This is a genomic window from Duganella sp. CF517 (assembly GCF_900110275.1).
Classification (GTDB): Bacteria; Pseudomonadota; Gammaproteobacteria; order Burkholderiales; family Burkholderiaceae_D; genus Rugamonas.
The window spans coordinates 1,016,426-1,034,682 of sequence record NZ_FODC01000002.1; the positions used below are offsets into that span (position 1 = coordinate 1,016,426).

17 protein-coding genes are annotated in these 18,257 nt (G+C 64.5%); 12 read left to right on the forward strand and 5 right to left on the reverse strand.

Annotated elements, in window-relative coordinates:
• Positions 1–2 precede the first annotated feature (2 nt).
• The gene (locus BMX85_RS11570; RefSeq protein WP_090317363.1) at positions 3–1,460 is read right to left on the reverse strand and encodes a KamA family radical SAM protein; all 1,458 of its coding nucleotides are present in this window, start codon (positions 1,458–1,460) and stop codon (positions 3–5) included.
• A 235-nt stretch (positions 1,461–1,695) separates the two neighbouring features.
• Here BMX85_RS11570 and BMX85_RS11575 point away from each other — a divergent pair, with 235 nt between their 5' ends.
• Together BMX85_RS11575 and BMX85_RS11580 are read left to right on the forward strand one after the other, a co-directional pair.
• Complete coding sequence (locus BMX85_RS11575) at positions 1,696–2,166, forward strand: cache domain-containing protein (RefSeq protein WP_090317366.1); 471 nt, start codon at positions 1,696–1,698, stop codon at positions 2,164–2,166.
• A gap of 26 nt (positions 2,167–2,192) precedes the next feature.
• Positions 2,193–3,872 carry a methyl-accepting chemotaxis protein gene (locus BMX85_RS11580; protein WP_090317369.1) on the forward strand — a complete coding sequence of 560 codons (1,680 nt, stop codon included), beginning with the start codon at positions 2,193–2,195 and terminating at the stop codon, positions 3,870–3,872.
• Here BMX85_RS11580 and BMX85_RS11585 read toward each other — a convergent pair.
• Positions 3,774–4,361, reverse strand: a complete 588-nt coding sequence (locus tag BMX85_RS11585) for a DNA-3-methyladenine glycosylase (RefSeq protein ID WP_090317372.1) — start codon at positions 4,359–4,361, stop codon at positions 3,774–3,776. The genes BMX85_RS11580 and BMX85_RS11585 overlap by 99 nt on opposite strands.
• 271 nt (positions 4,362–4,632) lie before the next feature.
• On the opposite strand from BMX85_RS11585, the gene BMX85_RS11590 reads away from it, so the two are divergent.
• The 7 genes from BMX85_RS11590 (at position 4,633) to BMX85_RS11620 (ending at position 11,100) form a co-directional block, all read left to right on the forward strand.
• The gene (locus tag BMX85_RS11590) at positions 4,633–5,499 is read left to right on the forward strand and encodes an HDOD domain-containing protein (RefSeq protein ID WP_090317375.1); all 867 of its coding nucleotides are present in this window, start codon (positions 4,633–4,635) and stop codon (positions 5,497–5,499) included.
• Positions 5,500–5,514: 15 nt separating this feature from the next.
• Positions 5,515–6,735 carry a hypothetical protein gene (locus BMX85_RS11595; protein WP_090317378.1) on the forward strand — a complete coding sequence of 407 codons (1,221 nt, stop codon included), beginning with the start codon at positions 5,515–5,517 and terminating at the stop codon, positions 6,733–6,735.
• 137 nt (positions 6,736–6,872) lie between these two features.
• Positions 6,873–8,051, forward strand: a complete 1,179-nt coding sequence (locus tag BMX85_RS11600) for a tetratricopeptide repeat protein (RefSeq protein ID WP_090317381.1) — start codon at positions 6,873–6,875, stop codon at positions 8,049–8,051.
• A 16-nt stretch (positions 8,052–8,067) separates the two neighbouring features.
• Positions 8,068–8,763, forward strand: a complete 696-nt coding sequence (locus BMX85_RS11605; protein ID WP_090317384.1) for a GNAT family N-acetyltransferase — start codon at positions 8,068–8,070, stop codon at positions 8,761–8,763.
• A gap of 227 nt (positions 8,764–8,990) precedes the next feature.
• The gene (locus tag BMX85_RS30940; RefSeq protein ID WP_373923539.1) at positions 8,991–9,245 is read left to right on the forward strand and encodes a toxin-antitoxin system TumE family protein; all 255 of its coding nucleotides are present in this window, start codon (positions 8,991–8,993) and stop codon (positions 9,243–9,245) included.
• On the forward strand, positions 9,245–9,595 hold the full coding sequence (locus tag BMX85_RS11615; protein ID WP_090317744.1) for an HVO_A0114 family putative DNA-binding protein: 351 nt from the start codon (positions 9,245–9,247) through the stop codon (positions 9,593–9,595). Before BMX85_RS30940 ends, BMX85_RS11615 begins: the two co-directional genes overlap by 1 nt.
• 419 nt (positions 9,596–10,014) lie before the next feature.
• Positions 10,015–11,100: a toxin-antitoxin system TumE family protein gene (locus BMX85_RS11620; RefSeq protein WP_143067950.1), complete on the forward strand. Its 1,086-nt coding sequence runs from the start codon at positions 10,015–10,017 to the stop codon at positions 11,098–11,100.
• A 38-nt stretch (positions 11,101–11,138) separates the two neighbouring features.
• Here BMX85_RS11620 and BMX85_RS11625 read toward each other — a convergent pair whose 3' ends face one another.
• Positions 11,139–11,639 (reverse strand): DNA-deoxyinosine glycosylase, encoded by a 501-nt coding sequence (locus tag BMX85_RS11625; protein ID WP_090317390.1) that lies wholly within the window; start codon positions 11,637–11,639, stop codon positions 11,139–11,141.
• Positions 11,640–11,767: 128 nt separating this feature from the next.
• Here BMX85_RS11625 and BMX85_RS11630 point away from each other — a divergent pair, with 128 nt between their 5' ends.
• From BMX85_RS11630 to BMX85_RS11640, 3 genes are all read left to right on the forward strand, one after another.
• Positions 11,768–12,205, forward strand: a complete 438-nt coding sequence (locus BMX85_RS11630; RefSeq protein ID WP_090317393.1) for an Mpo1 family 2-hydroxy fatty acid dioxygenase — start codon at positions 11,768–11,770, stop codon at positions 12,203–12,205.
• A gap of 131 nt (positions 12,206–12,336) precedes the next feature.
• Positions 12,337–13,257 (forward strand): DMT family transporter, encoded by a 921-nt coding sequence (locus tag BMX85_RS11635; protein WP_090317397.1) that lies wholly within the window; start codon positions 12,337–12,339, stop codon positions 13,255–13,257.
• The gene (locus tag BMX85_RS11640) at positions 13,257–13,748 is read left to right on the forward strand and encodes a GNAT family N-acetyltransferase (RefSeq protein ID WP_090317400.1); all 492 of its coding nucleotides are present in this window, start codon (positions 13,257–13,259) and stop codon (positions 13,746–13,748) included. Before BMX85_RS11635 ends, BMX85_RS11640 begins: the two co-directional genes overlap by 1 nt.
• 200 nt (positions 13,749–13,948) lie before the next feature.
• Here the strand turns inward: BMX85_RS11640 and BMX85_RS11645 are convergent, their stop codons facing one another.
• On the reverse strand, positions 13,949–15,463 hold the full coding sequence (locus BMX85_RS11645; RefSeq protein ID WP_229210398.1) for a glycine betaine ABC transporter substrate-binding protein: 1,515 nt from the start codon (positions 15,461–15,463) through the stop codon (positions 13,949–13,951).
• Between the two features lie 29 nt (positions 15,464–15,492).
• Positions 15,493–18,183, reverse strand: a complete 2,691-nt coding sequence (locus tag BMX85_RS11650; RefSeq protein ID WP_090317407.1) for a zinc-dependent metalloprotease — start codon at positions 18,181–18,183, stop codon at positions 15,493–15,495.
• Between the last annotated feature and the right edge of the window lie 74 nt (positions 18,184–18,257).

Genomic DNA, 18,257 nt, shown 5'->3' on the forward strand with positions numbered 1-18,257 from the left:
ACCTAGGCGGCGTTGGGGGCGCTGCAACCGGCGGACACCGCGGCGGCGGCGGCCTCCTGCCGCGCCGAGATCAGCGGGATCACCTTGCGCTGGCCCGGCGCCTCGATGCCGTACTCGCTGCGGCTGCCGCCCTCCTCCTCGAAGAAGAACTTCTCCTTGCCGAAGGCCGGTTTCAGATGGTCCATCCAGGTCGCTTTCGGATCGTACTTGGCGTAGAACGGACGGCGCACCCAGTCCGGATTGCGCGCCTGCAGGAACTGCAGCGCGAACACCTTCTCGCCGCCGATGGTGACCACGCCGTCGATCACCACCTTGCCGGGGAAGGCGCTCATCGACGGGCCGCGCACGGTGCGCGCCAGGCCCGACACCATCTGGTAGGCCTGCTGGAAGATCTCGTGCGCGCGCGCCAGCGGCAGCTCGAAATACTCGCGCGGGCCGGTGTCGCGCTCGACGAACATATAGTAGGGAATGGCGCCCAGGCGCACCCCGGTCTGCCACAACTCGGCCCAGCTTTTCGGGTCTTCGTTGATGTGGCGGATCAGCGGGCCCTGCATGCGCAAGGTGGCGCCGGTGCCGACGATGCGCTTGACGGCGCGCTGGGCGATCTCCGGACGCAGCTCGACGGCGTGGTTGTAGTGGCCCATGATGGCCATGTTCTTGCCGCTGGCGACCACGCGCTCGAACAGGCGCAGCAAGTCGTCGGCGTCGCGGTCGGTGACGAAGCGCTGCGGCCAGTAGGCCACCGACTTGGTGCCGATGCGGATGTTCTGGATGTGCGCCAGCTCCGGCACCAGCAGCGGCTCGATATAGGCCTCGAGCGAGCGGGTGTTCATGATCAACGGATCGCCGCCGGTGATGAGCACATCGGTCACCTCCGGATGCAGCTTCAGGTAGGCCGCCAGCTCGTGCGACTCGCGGGCGTCGAACTTCATGTCGTCCATGCCGACGAACTGCGGCCAGCGGAAGCAGAAGGTGCAATAGGCGTGGCAGGTCTGGCCGGCGCTGGGGAAGAACAGCACCGTTTCCTTGTACTTGTGCTGCAGGCCCTTGACCGGCGCGTCGTTCACGCGCGGCACGTTGTGCGTCATCTGCCCGGCCGGGTGCGGGTTCATGCGCATGCGGATCTTGCGCACCAGTTCGGCCATCGCCGGCTGGTTGGCGCGGCCCAGCACCAGTTCGCGCAACTGGGCGTAGTCGTCCGCCTGCAGCATGTCCTTGTGCGGGAACACCAGGCGGTAGATCGGGTCGTCGGGGATGTTGTTCCAGTCGATCAGGTGGTCGAGCACATATTCGTTGGTGCGGAACGGCAGCACATGCGACACCACCTGCACCGCCTCCTGCAAATCGGGCGGTATCCATTCCCACTGGCGCGAATTGGCGATGGTCTGGCGGATGAACGGTTTGAATTTGGGCGCCTGCTCGGCGCTGGGGGTCCCGGACGGATTCAGGATGGTGGTCATGGCGGTTTCCTATCGCTTTTGTTGGGTGGCGGAAACTGCATGCTAGGCTGCCCCAAGCCCATTCAAATTGCCCAAAATCAAGTGACAATTGGAAATACTTAGGGACCCGGAGCAAGCGGCAAGAAAACCACGTCTGCAATTGCCATACGGCCACACCTTGCGGCAGCGCAATCCCGGCGACCGGCGGACGCGTAAAGTTGACCCGAGCAATCCCCCCACCTGACAAGGAACCGCCATGAAATTTCACTTCGCGCACTTCGCCACGGCCGCCGTCGCCGCGACCGCCCTGTTCACCCTGCCGGCCGCCGACGCCGCCGAGCCGACCGAGAAAGACGCCATCGCCATGGCCGAAAAAGGCGCCGCCTTCATGAAGGCCAACGGCAAGGAAGCGATGATCAAAAAGATCAGCGCCAAGGACCCCGACTACGTGCAGGGTTCGCTGTACGTCGACATGCGCGACATCAACACCGGCATCGTGCTGGCGCATCCGATCAACCCGTCGATCGTCGGCAAGGACTTGACCGACGTGCCCGACGCCAGCGGCAAGAAATACCGCCGCGAGATCATCGAGCTGGCCGCCAAAAAAGGCAGCGGCTGGGTCGACTACCAGTACAAGAATCCAACCACCGGCAAGATCGAGCCGAAGACCACCTACATCCTGCGCGTCGGCGACGTCGTGCTGGAGGCGGGCATCTACAAGAAGTAATCGCGACGCAACCGCCGGAGGGCGCCATGTTGAAGAAATTACGTATCGGTCCCAAACTGCTGCTCGCGCCCGGCCTGGTGCTGGTGCTGTTGATCCTCACCGCCGCCGCCGGCTACTACGGCATGGTGCGCCAGAACGCCTCGATGCAGAACCTGGTGCAGGTGCGCGCCGAGCGCCTCAAGGCGGCGGCCGACGTCTCCGGCGAGGCGCGCTACGCCCATGCCCACATCTACCAGTTGCTGGCCTGGGTCAACGGCAGCTTCGCGCAGTCCCGGCTCGACGCGCTGGGCCGGCAGATCAAGGCGCGCCACGCCGGCGTCGAGGCCGGCCTGCGCCGGCTGGCCGCCGAATCCGGCGTCGACGCGGCCGAGCGCAAAATCATCGAGCAATCGCTGCAGTCGCTGACGGCCTACCGCAAGGCCGTGCTCGAGACGATGGAGATGGCGCAGATGGACCAGAGCATCGCAACCAATTCGATGGCCAAGGCCGAGACGCAGTTCCTGCAACTGAACGACCAGCTGGCGAAACTGTCGGCGCTGCAAAAGCAGTTGAGCGAACAGGCGCACGCCCGCGCCACCGGCGACTTCGCCACGCTCACCACCACCATGGCCGTCATCGTGCTGTTGTCGATCGCGCTGTCGCTGGGCGTGACGATGGCCGTGCGCGGCGCCATGCTGCGCGACATCCGCGGCATCGCCGACGTCGTCGTGGCGCTGGCGGCGGGCCGGCTCGGCACGGGCCGGCGCAACGACGGGCGCGATGAAATCGCCGACACCGCGCGCATGCTCGACCAAACCATGAGCAACCTGACGCAAACCCTGGGCACGATCCTGACGGCGGTGCGCTCGATCGACACCGCCGCCCACGAGATCGCCAGCGGCAACCTCGACCTGTCGACCCGCACCGAAATGCAGGCCAGCTCGCTCGAACAAACGGCCAGCGCGATGGACAGCCTGACCCGGGCGGTGCAGCAGAACGCCGCCAACGCCCAGCAGGCCTGCAGGCTGGCCGCCAGCGCCACCGACATGGCCCAGCGCGGCGGCGCCGCCGTGCAGCAGGCGGTGCAGACGATGACGTCGATCCGCGCCAGCTCGCGCCAGATCGTCGACATCATCGGCGTCATCGACAGCATCTCGTTCCAGACCAATATCCTCGCGCTCAACGCGGCCGTCGAGGCCGCGCGCGCCGGCGAACAGGGGCGCGGCTTCGCGGTGGTGGCGTCGGAGGTGCGCACCCTGGCGCAGCGCTCGGCGGCGGCGGCCAGGGAAATCAAAACCCTGATCGCGGCCTCGGTGGCCACCATCGACAGCGGCAGCGCCTCGGTGCACCAGGCCGGCGAGCGCATGGGCGACATCGTCGATTCGGTGCGCGAGGTCAACGACATCATCGCCCGCATCAGCGACGCCAGCGCCGAGCAGGCGCTGGGCATCGCCGAAGTCAACCAGGCGGTCGGCCAGATGGACGACGTCACGCAGCAGAACGCGGCGCTGGTGGAACAGGCGGCGGCGGCCGCGGAAAGCTTGCAGGACCAGGCGGTGCACCTGTCGCAGGCGGTGTCGGTGTTCAAGGTCGAACCGCCGGCGGCCACGCCCGCCCCCGCGCCGGCGTCAGGCGCGCATGGGCTTGCTCAAAAACCGCGAACCGGCCACGCCGAAGCGCCACGGCAGCTCCATGGCCTTCGAAATGCCGATGCGCGGGCCGGCTAGCACCACGATCGGCTCGGCCGCCGGCAACGCGCGGTCGGGCGGCAGCAGCAGGAACGGCGGCGCGTCGAGCGGCAGGTTGTTATGCGCGCGCGTCACGCCCAGCGCCTGGCACAGCCGCCCCGGCCCGGCGCACAGCAGGCGCTCGTCGTCCATGCCGCGGCGCGCGCGCATCAAGTCCAACCCGGCCACCGGCTCGAGCGCGCGGATCAGCACCCCGGCGCCATGGCCCTGCTCGCGGCAGACGAAGTTGAGGCACCAGTGCAGCCCGTGCGAGCGGTAGACATAGCTGCGCCCGGGCGGGCCGAACATCGAGAAATTGCGCGGCGTCTCGCCGATATGGCAGTGCGAAGCGGGCTCCTCGCGGTCGTAGGCCTCGGTCTCGACGATGCGCCCGCCGACACCGTCGACCAGCACCGTCACGCCGATGAGCCGGCGCGCCACCTCGTGCGCCGGCGCGGCAAAATTAATCCCTGCGATAACATTGGTCATGGGCGATATTGTAAATGCCAATCTGGACCGCGCGACCACGGGCGGCCTATCGAATCGTTGTCAAAGCACCATCGAATTTGTGTCATGGGCGAAAATTTACGACAAATTTCAAATCGGTCTAGCCCTGGAGCAACAAAATTGGGAGAAATTCGCGCAACCGGCGCACAGTTGCGGCGATAATGTTGGGCATGCATGCTCATTCGCACGCCTAACATTTGCCCGCGTCGGCCGTCCATCGGGGCCGCGCGCAGCCTTACCCCTGAAGAACAACATGACGCCAGTTGCAGCCCCAGCCATGCCAGTCGAAAACGCGGTGGAAGAAGCGCTGATGCGCTCCATCCGGATTCCTCCAAGGCCCAGCCTGCTTGTCGACCTGCAGCGCGAGCTGGCCCAGTCCGACCCGTCGCCGCGCCGCATCGCCCGCATCATCGGCAACGACGTCGGCATGTCCGGCGCGCTGCTCAAACTGGCCAACTCGCCGTTCTTCGGCGCCGCCCGCAAGGCCAAGTCGGTCGAACAGGGCATCAACTTCCTCGGCGTCGACCAGTGCGCCGCGCTGCTGACCGGGCTGCTCGCGCGCCAGGCCATCGACGGCAAGGAATCGGACCTGAACGCGTTCTGGGAAGTGTCGGCGCGGCGCGCCCAGGCGCTGGTGTTCATCTCGCGCAAGCTGCGCATCGCCCCGCCCGACATCGCCCACACCTTCGGCCTGTTCTGCGACATCGGCGTGCCGCTGCTGATGAACCGCTTCACCGACTACGCCGAGACCTACGCCGACGCCTGCCACGAGGCCGAGCTGCCGTTCACCGCCGTCGAGGACCAGCGCTACAGCACCAACCACGCCGCCATCGGCTGCCTGCTGGCGCGCAACTGGGGGCTGTCGCCGGACGTCTCGTGGGCGATTTTGCTGCACCACGACTACCGCGTGCTCGACGACCCGGCCACCGACGACGCCGTGCGCTCGCTGGTGGCGCTGTCGCTGCTGGCCGAAAAAGGCATCGAACGCTTCCACGGCCGCCGCATGTCCTGCGAATGGGAAAAAGGCGGCGCGCTGGCCTGCCAGCACCTCGGCCTGACCGAGGACGAAACCGCCGACCTGCTCGACGAACTGCACGAAGCCTTCCACCACGAACGATAAGACGACCCCACCTACATGCCTAAGAACAAGCGCCCCGTACCGCGCAAATCCGCCAACTCGCCGGAGCTCAAGGACGAGCAGCAAACCACCGAACTGTGCGCGCTCGCGCTGGACCTGTCGGACGGTGAATTCAACAACGATATCGTGGCCGAGAGCACCCGCGCCGAACTGGCGCAAAAGGCGCTCGACTTCCAGCGCCTGCTGCGCAAGCTGCTCAACCAGGGCAAGGACGAGGTGCTGTACGGCGCCATCGAGCTGGCGCGCGACGAATCGGTCGACGGCTACCGCTACCTGCGCACCGCCGTCGAGGAAGGCGCCGCCAGCCTGCTGTTGCGGCGCGAGGGCGCGCCCGAGATGGAGATCGACGCCTTCGCCATTCCGGTGTTCGTGCACAGCCAGGGCGGGCTCGACCCGGCCGCCGACTTCCAGGACGGCGACGCCTACGAGGCGCTGCTCGCCAGCTTCAACGACGCCGGCCTGGAAAGCCCGAAGGCCAAGGTGGTGCTGGTCAGCCACGCCTACGATTTGACCGAGTTCGAACGGGTCAGCTACGGCCAGCTGCACAGCATGGTGCGCGAGGCCGCGCAGTCGCTGACGGAGAAGAAAATCACCGCCGCGCCGGCGCTCGAGCGCAGCATGGCGGCCGGCTGGACGTCGGCCGGCTTCGGCCCGGACGACAGCGCCGTCGAGCTGCGCTTCCTGCTCGGCTTCTCGCTCAAGCGCGCCGACGACGCCTTCTACCAGGTGCCGGCCGGCGAGAAGGCGGCCGACGCCTACTTCGCCAAGCGCGCCGAGCGCTACCAGAAATGGACGGAACAATACGGCGCGCTGGTGGCGCGCTGCCTGGGACGCGGCCGTGGCGCCGATCCGGCGCTGACGCTCAATTTCCTCTATCAGGACTTGTTCTTCGGCGCCCGCGCGCAAGGCCAGTCCGAGTACGACATGCTGCGCATCCTGTCCGAGCTCAACCAGGCGCTGGGCGCGCACGCGCCGGACCAGGTCGGCGCCATCATCGCGCCCACCGATGTCGACGATGAAATGCTGCTGCGCGTGCAACTGTCGGCCGGCGCCGAGGTGCTGGCCACGTGCGACAAGCCGCTCGACATCACCGCCGACCTCGAAGTGGAAGTCGACGACCTGCGCGACGCGCTCGCCAGCATCGGCATCGAGGCGGTGTCGGTCGCGCTGCGTTTCGACAGCCAGGGGCAGGCGGTCGATGTGCGCCCGTTGGGGTAGCTTAAACCGCCCGCGACGCAACATGGATACTCGTTGACAGCACCGGATTAGCGGCAGATACTTTCCTGAAGCGGAACACAGAGTCCGCTGCCTGGTGCGGCGCCGGCCTTGTGCTCCGCAGCAAAGGGAGACATGTCATGAAGCCATGGGCCATGCTCTGGTGCGCCGTCGCGTTCTGTGTCAGCGGCTGCGCCAGCCACACCGCGGCGCAGCGCGCGCCGCTATCCGAACTCTTCCACGACCAGCTGTTCCAGGCGCCCGCCGCGCCGATCGACACCACCGCCATCTTCGCCGTCAGCGAGCGCATGCGCGACTACCTCAAGCACAACCTAGTGCAGCGCGGCGCCGGCCAGGACCCGCGCCGGGCGCTGTTCGACGCTCTCTACACGCGCGACCAGCTCAAGCTTGAATACGACTCCGCCATGACGCGCAACGCCGCCGAGACCTTCGACGCGCGCGCCGGCAACTGCCTGTCGCTGGTCATCATGACGGCCGCCCTGGCGCGCGAGCTCAATTTCACCGTGCAATTCCAGCAAATCCAGATGGACGAAAGCTGGAGCCGCTCGGGCAACCTGTACTTCGCCGCCAACCACGTCAACCTGATGCTCGGCAAGAAGCGCACCGCCTACCTCGACGGCTACCAGGTCAACACCGCGAACGCGCTGACGGTGGACTTCATCCCGATCCCGCCCAAGGCGCGCGAAAGCGCGCGGCTGCTCGAGGAGCACACCATCGTCGCCATGTACCTGAACAACCGCGCCGCCGAACTGCTGTCGGCCGGCAGCATCGACGACGCCTACTGGGCCGCGCGGCAAGCCGTCCAGGCGGACCCGGGCTTCATGAACGGCTACAACACCCTGGCCGTCATCTACCAGAACCACGGCAACCCGATGCAGGCCGAGCAGACCTTGCGCTACGCTTTGCGGCAAGCGCCCGACAACACCATCTACCTGTCGAACCTGGCGCAGACCTTGGAGTCGCTGCAGCGTCCGGCCGAAGCGGCGGCGGTGCGCGAGCGGCTGGCGCGGCTCGAACCGTTCCCGCCGTTCCACTTCTTCCGGCTGGGCCTGGAAGCGGTCGAACTCGGCGACTACCAGCGCGCCCGCAACCTGTTCGAACGCGAGCTCGAGCGCTCGCCCGACTACCACGAGTTCCACTACTGGCTGGCGGTGACCCACTACCAGCTGGGCAACCTGCGCGCCGCAGACAAGCACATGCGCAAGGCGCTGGAGAACAGCACGACGCGCGGGCAGAACGACCTGTACGCCGCCAAGCTCGACCGCATCCGCGCCCATGAAGCGAAGGTGATCAAGTAATGGTAATCTGGAGGACATGCAAAACAACCAACTCCTCGACCACATCTTCTGGCACACCTTGACCGGCGCGCACGCCCGCCACGCCAGCGGCGACGGCGGCGCGCGCCGCTACACCGCCGGCTTCTCGCCCATCCTCGCCTTCGCCGACAGCGCCGCGCCGGACTTCGGCGCGCTCGCGCCGCACTGCGCGCCGGGCGAACACTTCTATTGCGAAAACTGGACCGGCGCCGCCCCGCCGGGCTGGCGCATCGACGCGGAAACGACGATGTTCCGCATGGTTTGGGCCGGCGCCATGCCGGCCGAAGATCCCGCGCCCGAGGCGTTGCCGCTGCAAACGCACCACGCGCAGCAGGCGCTGGAACTGGCGACGTTGTGCAAGCCGGGCCCGTTCGGCATCCGCACCATCGAGCTGGGCGACTACTTCGGCTACTTCGACGGCGAGCGGCTGGTGGCGATGGCCGGCGAGCGCCTGCGCGCGCCGGAATTGTGCGAGATCAGCGGCGTGTGCACGCATCCCGACCACCAGGGCCGCGGACTGGCCAAGCAATTGATCGGCAAGCTGATCCGGCGCCACATGCTGCGCGGCGACACGCCCTTCCTGCACGTCATGCGCACCAACCCGGCGCACGAAGTGTATCTGCGCATGGGCTTCGAGGACTATCTGGAGACGGTGGTGCGGGTGGTGGTGCGCGAAGAAACCTCGGTCCGTTGATGCCACTCACATCCAAGCCAGCCCCCATGGTGTTGCTACTTACGTCTCACCCAGCGACAATGCATGAATTATTGGCACCAAGTTGGGAGCTGCGTATCAGCAGATGATAAACTTACCTCATGAGGACGGATCCTGCCATTGACACCTTGCTCGACTTGGACGGGTCAATACTCGACCAAGGTAACGGCTATTGGATCAAAATATAGGCCAGGCGGACTGACGTCTCAATCGAGGTCCCGCATGGCGTCCGCTACTCGCTGACGCTGCACGAACCATATGGAAAACGCATTCTGGGTTACGACAATGCCCACATGGTAAAGCCGCCGAAGAAATTCAAATATGCAGGACGCATCTTGGCTTTCGACCACAAACACAGGCATCCATCAGATCTAGGAGTGCCATATGAGTTCAGGGATGCGCAGCAACTCATCAACGATTTCTTTGCGGACGTGGACCGCATACTGCAGGAGGTAAGGAAGTGATGAAACCGATTTTTATTGGCATCTTGTCGCAAGAAAAAATGCGCGAGCGCGTGCTCGCGATCGCCCGCGGCAGTTACAAACCGAAGCCAAACGAGCCAAAGGTTTGGTTCACCTCCATGAAATCGCTTGCCGAGGTCCTGAGCGACGAAAACCGGGCATTGCTTCACGTGATTATGGAAACCCAACCCGAATCCATCTCGGCATTGGCGGAAGTGACCGGCCGCAAACCAAGCAACTTGTCGCGCACGTTGAAAACCATGTCCAACTACGGCATCGTGGAATTGAGACGGGAGCGGAATCAAGTTCGCCCAGTAGCCAAAGCCACAGAGTTTCGTATTGTCGCGCATTGATTTGTGATGCAGGACCGGCGTATTCAAGTGGCGCAAGACGAGCGATGTTGATCGCTCAATCACCAGAGGGAACATGCGCACCATATTTTAGCAACTGACGACGATGTCCCTCGCTGCCGCCAAGGAGCTAGCATCGTTCCATCGCAAAAGCATCGGTGAAGTTATCTCTATTCTCCCCGGCAAGCACTTCAACCACAGGCGACCAGCCATGCCACGCGCAACGGTGTGCCGCGACTCCAAATGAAATCCCCCCCGCCGCGCACCCCGGTTTTCCACGCCTTGCCCAAGGTCTCGCTTGTCCTTCGAGTTTTCCGCCGATGGAATCTCGACGTACCTAGAGGCTTCGGATATCTACTTGGTTTGTATAATGTAGACACATATCGGTTCGGTACTCCACCAGTTGAAAATGAAGGAATAACTTGAGCATCAACCAATTGATCCAGATTTGTTTCAGTCATGGCCTTGACGGACGAAATACGGACACATGCGTAAAGAGCATGGCGGTAAACGTGCTAAAGCCGAACATGCCCGTGGTCGCAATTGAGATGAAGAGTCAAAGTGATCTTCTGCGAATGATGAAGACAGCCGATAATACCCACATCTACATCGGTGCCGGCGTATTCCACTTCAATGCTTTCTATGCAGCAGCCGATAACTTCCCTGCACCACGAATTTACTATATGAAGGCGGCTGACCTGACCGCTGTCGGCGCGATTGGCACATACATGCAGCAGCACGGTGTGGCGCTTACACCTATGAACGACCAACGGTTCTCGCCACTGATCGAGGACCAGCGCTATGCCGAACGTTACCAGCAATGGCATACACGGTGGGAGGCGAACAGCAAGGCATTCAAGGGCTTGCTGGACGGGCGGGTCAAGAACACAGCTGTCGAGCAAGGTATTTGGTTGTCTTCCAATGGCGGTTGTATGATGTGTGGAGACAAGACTGATCTGATGTCTACGACTACAGTTATCGGCGCGACGGGCATAATGATTGGTTTGCAGCTTTGCGGCCAGCATGAGGCCGAAGCTATGGATCACTCAACACTGTTAAATTACATTTCAGAAAAGATGGGCGTGCCTGTCCCCTTCCTCGTGGGTGCAAAGATCGTGCGGCACGGGCAGAAAACCATCGACATGACCTGCGATGCGGTGCGCGACGAATTGAATTGCGTGATTGAGAAAATTGACGGTCAAACCATAACTGCCGTGCGCAAGTCAGGGTTTCGCGTGATCATTCGCCAAGATGCGATAAATGATTACGCATACAATATTCAAGACCCGACGAGGAAGCCGATTTCGCGGATAGACTCGGCGGATCACCACGAAGTCGAATATGGTCCAGACCATGTTCATCGCGATTTGAGCAAGTCTAAGAAAAATCATGTTGAACCGAGTTTCACATATGGGTTCGCAGTAGCCGACCTCAAGGCAATTCGACAACTTGTTGAGACTGCTGAGGCAAAATGGACATCGGCACAAGCCTCAGGCAAGGACTCATGAAGCGCTGCAGAAGCTTCCGACAATGGGGAGATGATTGACTACAGCAGCACTTTCCAACGCTCCAGCTTTTGAGCCAAAGTAAGCGAGGCATGTGCCGGAGATGTCGATGGCAGCACCAGCGCCCTGTAGCCCTCTGCGGCAAACTGCGGTGCGAACTTGCCGGAAGTCTGCCCGTTGAAGCCGACAGTCTCCAGCAGCGGACACAGCTCGCGCAAGCGAGCGAAGTCGTTGGCCGCCGGTTTGCGGATCGCCGAGTCGAGACTGCCCTGGCGCTCGCACGCCCCCAGCACATCCCACAACCCGAAACCATGGGCCAGCAGACGCGGCAACCGCTCGGCATAGGGCAACTCGGCCAGCGGCTCCCCCGTCAACGCCGACAGGATCGGCCACAGCAAATTGCGCGGATGCGCGTAATACTGCTGCGCGGCCAACGAGGCGGCGCCGGGAAAGCTGCCCAGCACCAGGATGCGCGTGCGCGCGTCGATCACGGGCGCGAGGCCGGCCAGCGCCGGGGAGATCAAATCGGTGTCGTCGGGCATGCCGGCATTTTACCGGAGCCGGCCACGGCGCGTCGCAGGCGTAATCGGCCTCTGCCGCATCCGTGAAAAACGGGTGTAGAATTTACCGGCGGCCAGACCGCCATAAAAACAAATCGGAGGAGACCACCATGCCGCAACCGCGCACCATCGATCTGTTGCTCGCCAAGTACAGCGAGAGTCATCTGAACCCCACCAACGAAGTGATCCATTTCATCTGCGTGCCGGTCATCGTGTTCACCTTGCTGGGACTGGTGTGGGCCATCCATCCGCTGGCCGCCGTGGCGGTGACGGTGGCCTCGCTGGTCTACTACTTCACGCTGTCCAAACCGTTCGCGCTGGGCATGCTGGCGATGTCCGCCGTCATGCTCGCCGTGCTGGCCGCGCTGCCGCAGCCAGCGGTGCTGCCGCTGTCGCTGGCGATATTCGTGCTGGCGTGGATCGGCCAGTTCATCGGCCATAAAATCGAAGGCAAGAAACCGTCGTTCTTCGACGACTTGCGCTTTTTGCTGATCGGGCCGCTGTTCGTGCTGGGTTTTTTGTACCGGCGATATAAGCTCGCTTATTAGCAGTTCATCAGGAGCCGCAGGCGGCGCTTGGCGGGTTACACTGCGCTAATCCGCCCTACGTGGTTTAGAGGAACCGGCGCCAAAAAGATGGCCGCTAGGCAAGCTGCCATCAAGCCAGCTATACTTGGCCGATGTCCTCCCCATTGCTCTTCGTTATCGCCTGCCTGATCTGGGGCTCCACTTTCTTCGCCATCACCTTGCAACTGGGCGACGTCGCGCCGGCCGTCTCGGTGGCTTACCGCTTCGGCCTGGCCGCCGCCGCGCTGTTCGCCTGGTGCGCCGTGCGCGGCGACAAGCTGATGCTGCCCTGGCGCGCCCAGCGCTGGCTGATGCTGCAGGGCGGCGCCACCTTCGCGCTCAGTTACATCTGCACCTACTCGTCCGAGCAATACCTGGTGTCCGGCCTGGTCGCCGTACTGTTCGCGCTGATGGTGTTCTGGAGTCCCATCCTCAACCGCATCGCCTTCGGCACGCCGGTCAGCTGGCGCACCTGGAACGCCGGCATCATCGCCATCGCCGGCGTCACCTTGCTGTTCTTCCACTCGATCCAGGGCGCCTGGAAAGACATCATGGCCGGCGGCGAAGGCCATTTCCTGCTTGGCCTGGGACTGGCGCTGACGGCCACCATCGCCAGCACCGTCGGCAACCTGGTCGTCGTCAAGGTGCGCGTGGAGTCGTCCAACGTGCTGCTGACGATGGCCTGGTCGATGATGTGGGGCACCCTGATCGTCGCCGCCTGGGTGCTCGCCAGCGGCCAGGCGTTCACCTTGTCGAGCGAACCGAAATACTGGGGCGGCCTGCTTTACCTGTCGCTGTTCGGCTCGGTCATCGCGTTCGCCGCCTATTTCACGCTGATCCACCGCATCGGTTCGGACAAGGCCGTCTACATAGGCGTGGTCACGCCGGTGATTTCGGTATTGTTGTCGATCCAGCTCGAACACTTCCGTCCCGGACCGCTGGAATGGATCGGCATGGTATTGTGTTTGGCGAGCGTCGCATCGGCGCTCAAATCCGATTCCCCCGTTAGAAAAGAAAGTGTAGAAGCAGCCTGATGAACAACTCCGACCTGACCATCCGCCCGGCCGAGCCGGCCGACGTCTCCGCCATTTTCGGCATGATCTTCGAGCTGGCGGTGTTTGAAAAACTCGAACACATGGTCGTGGCCAACGAGTCCATGTTGCACGAAAGCTTGTTCGGCGACAAGCCGGGCTGCGAGGCGCTGGTCGGCGAAGCCAACGGCGAGGTCGTCGCCTTCGCGCTGTTCTTCCACAACTTCTCCACCTTCCTGTGCAAGAAGGGGCTGTACCTGGAAGACTTGTATGTCAAGCAAGCCTGCCGTGGCAGGGGCTACGGCAAGCAGATGCTGGTCGCGCTGGCGCGCCTGGCCGTCGAGCGCGACTGCGGCCGCTTCGAATGGTCGGTGCTGGACTGGAACACCAACGCCATCAAACTCTACGAAGGCATGGGCGCCACCGTCATGCCGGAGTGGCGCATCTGCCGCGTCACCGGCGAGGCGCTGACCGAGCTGTCGGCGCAAGCATAGCGGCGGACACCGGCAAAAAAAATCCCACGCGGCGTGTGCGCCCGTGGGAAGAACCCGGTGTCAGTGGGAGGGAGATTGAATCAACGGCTTCACTATAGCCGCGCCGCCGGCGCCCCGCCTCCCCCCTTACAAACCCTTACCCGCCTTCAAATCCGCTTACATTTGCTTTACAAAAACGAGCAACTTGATTCAGCGAAAGATTATCCACCGACCTTGCCGCCTGACCGGGAACCGACGGCCAGCCGCTCCAGCAATTCGAACACGGCCTGCGTCAACAACGCCAGCACGGCCGCCGGAATCGCGCCGGCCAGCAGCATGTCGTTGTCGTTGAGCGCCAGGCCGATCGTGATGCGCTCGCCGTAGCCGCCGGCGCCGATGAAGGCGGCGATGGTCGCCGTGCCCACGCTCAGCACCGCCGCCGTCTTGACGCCGGCCAGGATCACCGGCAGCGCCAGCGGCAGCTCCACCAGCATCATCCGCTGCGACGGCCGCAGGCCCAGCGCCAGCGCCGCCATGCGCAGCCCCGCCGATACCTGCAGCAGGCCGGTGCAGGTATTGCGCACGATCGGCAGCAGCGCGTAGACCACCAGCGCGACCAGCGCCGGCACCGTGCCTATGCGCCCCAGCAAGGGAATCAGCAGCGCCAGCAGGGCCAGCGACGGCACGGTTTGCAGCACGCCCGTCAACCCCAACACCAGTTGCCGCAGGCGCGGGAACACCGCCGCCATCACGCCTAGCGGAATGCCGATCACGCACGCCATCGCCACCGCGAACAGCACCAAGGTCAGATGCTGGCGCGTCAGCGTCCACAGATTTTTGTCGAAGATCTTGGCCAGCAGGCCGTCGCGCGCGGCCGGTGGCGGGTGGGCGCCGGCCGTCGCTGCGGCCGTTGCGCCGGCCTTGGCGGCGCGCGCGGCCAGCCAGTCGCGCGCGACGTTGGTGAAGCTCTTGCCGTCGATTTCGGCGGCGGCGTTCATGGCGATCATGTCGTCCGCGCCGATGCGACCCTCCAACTGGCCGATCGCCTTCCACGCGGCGGGAAAGCGCCGCGCCGCATCGAGCCGGTATAGCAGCACCGCGTCGTAGCGCGGGAAGTAGCCGCCGTCGTCGTCCAGCACCCGCAGCCCGTACTGGCGTATCTTGGCGTCGGTCGAATAGATATCGATGACGTCGACCTGGCGCTGCATCAACGCCTCGTAGGCGAGGCCGTGATCGAGGCCCTCGGGGCGCTGCTTCAAACCGTAGCGGGCGGCCAGTCCCGGCCAGCCGTCGGCGCGGCCGATGAATTCGTGCGACAGCCCGAAACGCAGCTTGTCGCGCGCGGTCAGGTCGCTCAGTTTTCGCACCCCCTCGGCGTCGCCGCGCGTGGCCAGCGCATAGGTGTTGTTGAACCCCAGCGGCACCGCCACGCCCAGCCCCATCGGCGCCAGTTCGCGCCGTATCTGCTCCAGCGGCGCGGCCTTGGTGTGCTTGAGGATTTCCAGATCGATGGTGCCGAGATATTCCGGGTAGACGTCGATGCGCCCCGCCTGCAAGGCCGCCAGCACGATGGCCGTGTTGCCCAGCCCTTGCAAGTGCGTGACCTTGGCGTGCGGCGCTGCCGTCTGCGTCAGCACCTCGCCGAGGATGTACGATTCGGTGAAACGCTTGGAACCGATATGCAGCGTGTCCCCCTGCTGCGCCACGGCCGCGCCGCCGCTCAACAGCCCAAGCATCAAGAGCGCCCCGCCCAACCAGCCCCGCATCAGGTGCCCACCCGCAGCATCGGCGCCTTCAGCGCCTGGCTCAGCGTCTCGTAGCTCTCGGACAGGTGCGCCTTGACCTCGCGGCTCGCCGGCCGCGCCATCGCGCCGCGCAGATCGCGCTGCAGCGCCAGCGAATTCTCGCGTTGCAGGCTGCGCGCGTCGGCCGGCATCGACGGCGTGGCGCGCAGCAGCATGACCGCGACGCGCTTCAGATGCTCGCGCTGGAGATTGCGGCGCATGCCGGTGATGTCCTTGCCGGTCTTGAGTTCACTCCACACCGCGTCCTGCACGGTGGAGTACAACTCGTCGAGGCCCAGGCCCAGTCCGGGGTTGTCCAACTTCTCGCGCGAGTCGATCAGGCGCACGGCGACGGCGTCGGACATCAACTGATCGAGCACGCCGGCCTGCAAGCCAAGCACCCTGCCGCCCACCGACACGTCGGCCTTGCCGCGCATGGCGAAGGTGTCGGCGCCCAGGCGGCTGATCATCGCCGGGGTGAAGGTGAAGCTGTCGGATTTGAACAGGCTATTGGTCAGCATTTTCAACGCCGCCCGCTGGCGCGGCAGCGGCACCGGGGTGAAGGTGGCGCGGCCGGTGCCGGCGTGGTCGCGCAGATAGGTCACGCCGCCCACGTACTTGACCACCACCGGCATGGTGCGCGCGAATTGCTGGAAGCCGTAGTCGAAACTGCGGCGCAGCGATTCGTAGCTCTCGCCCGGTTTGAGCGTGCGGTTTTGTATCCGGTCCCACAGCTCGCGCGAAATGGCCAGGCGGCGCTGGAAGTAGGCCAGCGGATCGCTGCCCAGATCGAACACATTCACGTCCGGATCGGAATTGAAACCGCCCGCATCCTGGTCGGTGCCGAAGGCAAGCAGCGGCTCGTTCGAGCGCGCCGCGATCCTCGCCAGCTCCTGCTTCTCCCGCGCCGGCTCGATCGGCTTGTACGCGTATTCGATCGCCCAGTAATCGTAAGGCCCCAGCGCGGACGCCACATACTCGCCCTGCCGCTCGCCCTTGAGCGCGAGGTTGAACGGCGTGTAATCCATCACCGAGCCGGTCATGCCGTGCTCCCTGGTGAACGCCGCATCCTGCAACTGCTTGATGGTGTAGATCGTCGACGAGCGGAAGTTGTGCCGCAATCCCAGCGTATGTCCCACCTCGTGCATGATCACCGAGCGCACGTACGCCTGCGCCACGGCGTCCGCCTGCGGGCTGCCCATTTCCAGCTCCCCGCGCGCCTCCAGCAAGCCCATGGCGAAGCCCATCTCGTCGCCGGATTGAAGCATGTAATCGCAGCGGTCTTCATGTGCCGCGTCGCCGTCATGGGGCGCGAAAGCTACCGTCCCGCCCATGCCATCCTCGCTCACCATGCGCCGCGCGGTGCGCGAAAAGCCGTCGGACATGCCGATGTCGGCATCGAGTATCTCGCCGGTGCGCGGATCGACCTGGCGCGGTCCGATGGCGAAACCGACGTCGCTGCCGACAAACCAGCGCACCGACGCGTGGCGCGCGTCCATCGTATCGAAGCGGTCGGCGGCGGTCTGCTGCTTGACAACCACCGCGTCCTTGAAGCCGATCTTCTCGAACGCCGCGTTCCAGGCCAGTATGCCCTGGCGCACCGACTCGCGGTATTTGTCCGGGATGTTCGCGTCCATCCAGTAGACGATGGGCTGCTTCGGCTCCGACAATGCCTGCGCCGGGTCCTTCTTTTCCAGGCGCCAGCGCGACACCATGTGCACCGCCGTCGTCGGCGCCACGTCGTCCGAGAAGTCCTGGTTGGTGGTGACGAAATGACCGACCCGGTCATCCGCGCGGCGGCTCGCCATCGGCTCGGCCGGCAGCGGCATGAAGGTGTAATAGAAGCCAAGGAACATGCTGCGCGGGTCCGGCAACGTGGTGGGCGGACTGGCGATCGCCGCCGGCATGGCGGGCATGACCGGCGGCGGCGCCGGGATGCGCGCCACCGCGTAATGCGCGTTGACCTGGAATCCCGTCATCGCCTCGTCGCTGCGCACCGATGTGAAGCTGCTGTTGCGCGCATCCATCGCGTACTGCAGGCGGAAGGCCGATTCCAGCCGGGTCGAAAAACCGGGAATGTCGCCGAACAGCAGGATGTTCGCGTCGATCAGCACCGACTGGTTCTTCGGATTGGGGCCGCTCGACACCGGCGCGATCGCCACCAGGCTGTCCGAGAAACCCTGCGCCACCACTTTCGCCTCGGGTGTGCCGCCAATGGCCTTGAACTGCGTGTTCTTGGCGATCATCTGCACCAGGTTGCCGATGCGGTGGAACGTCACCACCCGGCTGAAGCCCATCTGGCTGCCGTAGACGCCGCGCTCACCGAGGCCGTTGGGCATGTTCACGGACATGAACAGCGGACGGTCGAACTGGTCGGGCCGCAGCTCGATCCAGACCTTTTCTTCTTTCTGATAGAGATTGAGGAAGCCCGGGTGCTGCCTGGCGCCGCGCACCAGCTCCGCGAAAGGCCGGGTGGCCGCGGGCGCCGCCACGGCCGGCGCCGGCGCGGCGGCCGGTTGCAGCGGCGTGGTGGCGACCACCGGCACCTCGGTCGACGGCGACGGCGCAGGTGGCGCCGGCGGCGCCGGCGGCGCAGGTTCCTGCGCGAACGCCAGCGCGTGCGCGCCCAATGACAGCAAAACGGCGACGCGCAGCGAATTCAAGGCAAACATGGTGTCCTGTTACAGGTTGTGGGATCGGGATAATGTAACCGAAAGCCCCGGCAACGGAACGTTTTTTTGCAAAC

What these genes read in the sequence shown, in the direction of transcription:
- BMX85_RS11570 (WP_090317363.1), bottom strand. Translation starts at nt 1,460, where the DNA reads ATGACCACCATCCTGAATCCGTCCGGGACCCCCAGCGCCGAGCAGGCG.
- BMX85_RS11575 (WP_090317366.1), top strand. Translation starts at nt 1,696, where the DNA reads ATGAAATTTCACTTCGCGCACTTCGCCACGGCCGCCGTCGCCGCGACC.
- BMX85_RS11580 (WP_090317369.1), top strand. Translation starts at nt 2,193, where the DNA reads ATGTTGAAGAAATTACGTATCGGTCCCAAACTGCTGCTCGCGCCCGGC.
- BMX85_RS11585 (WP_090317372.1), bottom strand. Translation starts at nt 4,361, where the DNA reads ATGACCAATGTTATCGCAGGGATTAATTTTGCCGCGCCGGCGCACGAG.
- BMX85_RS11590 (WP_090317375.1), top strand. Translation starts at nt 4,633, where the DNA reads ATGACGCCAGTTGCAGCCCCAGCCATGCCAGTCGAAAACGCGGTGGAA.
- BMX85_RS11595 (WP_090317378.1), top strand. Translation starts at nt 5,515, where the DNA reads ATGCCTAAGAACAAGCGCCCCGTACCGCGCAAATCCGCCAACTCGCCG.
- BMX85_RS11600 (WP_090317381.1), top strand. Translation starts at nt 6,873, where the DNA reads ATGAAGCCATGGGCCATGCTCTGGTGCGCCGTCGCGTTCTGTGTCAGC.
- BMX85_RS11605 (WP_090317384.1), top strand. Translation starts at nt 8,068, where the DNA reads ATGCAAAACAACCAACTCCTCGACCACATCTTCTGGCACACCTTGACC.
- BMX85_RS11615 (WP_090317744.1), top strand. Translation starts at nt 9,245, where the DNA reads ATGAAACCGATTTTTATTGGCATCTTGTCGCAAGAAAAAATGCGCGAG.
- BMX85_RS11625 (WP_090317390.1), bottom strand. Translation starts at nt 11,639, where the DNA reads ATGCCCGACGACACCGATTTGATCTCCCCGGCGCTGGCCGGCCTCGCG.
- BMX85_RS11630 (WP_090317393.1), top strand. Translation starts at nt 11,768, where the DNA reads ATGCCGCAACCGCGCACCATCGATCTGTTGCTCGCCAAGTACAGCGAG.
- BMX85_RS11635 (WP_090317397.1), top strand. Translation starts at nt 12,337, where the DNA reads ATGTCCTCCCCATTGCTCTTCGTTATCGCCTGCCTGATCTGGGGCTCC.
- BMX85_RS11640 (WP_090317400.1), top strand. Translation starts at nt 13,257, where the DNA reads ATGAACAACTCCGACCTGACCATCCGCCCGGCCGAGCCGGCCGACGTC.
- BMX85_RS11645 (WP_229210398.1), bottom strand. Translation starts at nt 15,463, where the DNA reads ATGCTTGGGCTGTTGAGCGGCGGCGCGGCCGTGGCGCAGCAGGGGGAC.
- BMX85_RS11650 (WP_090317407.1), bottom strand. Translation starts at nt 18,183, where the DNA reads ATGTTTGCCTTGAATTCGCTGCGCGTCGCCGTTTTGCTGTCATTGGGC.